1 protein-coding gene and 1 pseudogene are annotated in these 1417 nt (G+C 75.7%); both read right to left on the bottom strand.

Annotated elements, in window-relative coordinates; genetic code table 11:
• Positions 1-322, bottom strand: a pseudogene (locus tag JGS39_RS39470) (hypothetical protein); the annotation flags it as partial.
• Positions 319-1158: a rod shape-determining protein gene (locus tag JGS39_RS39465; protein ID WP_219574578.1), complete on the bottom strand. Its 840-nt coding sequence runs from the start codon at positions 1156-1158 to the stop codon at positions 319-321. The pseudogene JGS39_RS39470 and the gene JGS39_RS39465, both read right to left, overlap by 4 nt.
• Positions 1159-1417 lie beyond the last annotated feature (259 nt).

The following is a 1417-nucleotide window of genomic DNA, read 5'->3' as shown; positions in this document are numbered from 1 at the left end:
CGTCCTCGCCGTCGCGGGCGCCGGGTGTCCGGCCTGCCGGGTGGATGCGCACGGTGCGGTCCGTGCGCGGGGAGCGGTCGGTGTGGGCGGCGGACGGCCGGTTTCCGGCCGGGCCTTCGGCCGTGGCTGCGGGCCCTGCCGGTGAGCGGACGGGGAGCCCGGTTCCGGCGGCCACGGGGGCGCCGCCCGCGACGGCGAGGACGGCGAGGAGCAGCGCGGCGAGGAACTGCCGTGCCGCCGCCGCGCGTCCGCGGTGCGCCGGTGCGTCCGGCCCGCTCCCGCGGGGCGCGTTCCCCGGGGGCGGCCCCGGGAGTGGGGTCACCCGGATCGGCCGGGCAGGGCCGGTGCGGCCGAGGCGTGGCGGAGCACGGAGCCGAGGATCAGCCCGGCACCGCGCACGACCGTGGTCGCCGGGTCGTCCGTGAGCCGGACGGCGACGCCGAGACGGAGCGCTATCCGGTTGGTGACGTCCGGGCGCAGCGCACCGCCTCCGGCGAGCAACGGGCCCCTGCGCAGGGCTCCGAGCAGCGCGCCGTGCCGGTCCTGCTGCCACATCCCCATGACCATGTCGACGACGGCCCGGACCACGGCGGTGGGTGCCTCACCGGGTTCCAGGTCGCTGGTCCCCGTCTCGGCCAGGCGCGCGTCACGGACCCTTCCGTCGACGAGGAGGGTCACCTCGGTCAGGTCGGCGCCGATGTCGACCACGAGGAGTGGGCCGCCGTCCTTCGGTCCGGCGCAGGCCGCTGCCGCCCTCGCGCTGTCCAGGACGATGACGCTCGACGGGCCGAGTGCGGTGAGGAGGTCCCGGGCGGCGGCACGGTGTCCGGGACCGGCGAGAACGGGGTGGCTGAGGACGATCACCGTGTCGCTGCGGTCGGCGCCCAGCGCCGTGTCGGCGATCCGGCCGAGCATCCGGCCGCAGGACTCCGCGTCGATGATGCGTCCGCGCCGGACCGGACGGCCGCCGTGCATGTAGTCACCGGCGGGGTCGGATCCGGTGTCCGCGACGACGCCCTGCCCGGGGATCCAGGCGCGCGTGCGGGAGCTGCCGAGGTCGAGCGCGAGACCGCGGGTGAGACCCCGGTGCTGCGGCTGCTGACCGTGGTGCCGGTGAACGGAGCGAGCCTGTCGCTGTCCGTCGCGCAAAGAACGCATCGCCCCTCACCCCCGGCCCGCTCACGCGACCGTTCACACACACCCATTGACCCGCACATAGCGAGGCATGGCCGAACCCTCACTATGCAATAGGGAGGCAAAGAAAGCCACTCCCTCACCAAATCGAAGGCCGGGGTGGTGCCGGGTGGTGCCGGAGGAACGTGGCGGGGGCAGCAATGGTTCCGGACCCGTCGCCGACCGGGCCTCCGGCCGCCGGACTCCCCACTGCCCGGCGACCTCTCACCCCCTCCCCCTCACC

Source organism: Streptomyces poriferorum (genome assembly GCF_019399235.1).
GTDB lineage: Bacteria > Actinomycetota > Actinomycetes > Streptomycetales > Streptomycetaceae > Streptomyces > Streptomyces poriferorum.
The sequence above is the reverse complement of the archived record's forward strand: the minus strand, read 5'-3'. Positions and strand labels throughout refer to the sequence as shown.

Bases quoted from the DNA above. Each gene is read 5' to 3' on its own strand.
- JGS39_RS39465 (WP_219574578.1), bottom strand. From the start codon at position 1,158: ATGCGTTCTTTGCGCGACGGACAGCGACAGGCTCGCTCCGTTCACCGG.